Source organism: Vibrio sp. 1078-1, assembly GCF_033340475.1.
Window position 1 is genome coordinate 1 of record NZ_JAWOWM010000392.1, and the last position, 678, is coordinate 678.

The window sequence follows — 678 nt, forward strand, 5'->3', positions numbered from 1 at the left end:
TCGCCTCTGACTGCCAAGGCATCCACCGTGTACGCTTAGTCACTTAACCATACAACCCGAAGGAGTTTCGAGTTGATGTTCAAATCACCAAAGTTGTCTCTCATTATTTGAATGAGCGAGAGACATTTCGATTTTGCCGGACTCAATTTCGAATAATCACTGTAAAAGTGATATTCCCAAGAACACTTGAATGTGTTTTTTGGTGTTTATCTTTCGATAAACATTGAGAACTTTACAAACAATCTTAAAAGATTGTTTTGTCAGCTTTCCAAATTGTTAAAGAGCTAGATTTTCTGATGAAAACCATTTTTAAAGATTCTTTTTCAAGAACACTTAAAGATGGTGGAGCTATGCGGGATCGAACCGCAGACCTCCTGCGTGCAAGGCAGGCGCTCTCCCAGCTGAGCTATAGCCCCATCAAGGTGTCGATACTGTCGCCAATTCCTTGGGAAAGAAATTGGTGGGTCTGAGTGGACTCGAACCACCGACCTCTCGCTTATCAGGCGAACGCTCTAACCACCTGAGCTACAGACCCAGTATCGTCTCTTTACTTTATAAACCTTATCAATCTGTGTGAACACTCATCGCAATAATCATCGTATAAGGAGGTGATCCAGCGCCAGGTTCCCCTAGCGCTACCTTGTTACGACTTCACCCCAGTCATGAACCACAAAGTGG

General features: G+C 43.7%; 2 tRNA genes and 1 rRNA gene. All 3 read right to left on the reverse strand.

From position 1 onward, the window contains the following. Positions 1–340 precede the first annotated feature (340 nt). Positions 341–416: transfer RNA gene (locus R7190_RS27755), tRNA-Ala, on the reverse strand. Positions 417–458: 42 nt separating this feature from the next. After that, a tRNA-Ile gene (locus R7190_RS27760) sits at positions 459–535 on the reverse strand. Positions 536–601: 66 nt separating this feature from the next. Continuing rightward, positions 602–678 (reverse strand): 16S ribosomal RNA (locus R7190_RS27765); the annotation flags it as partial.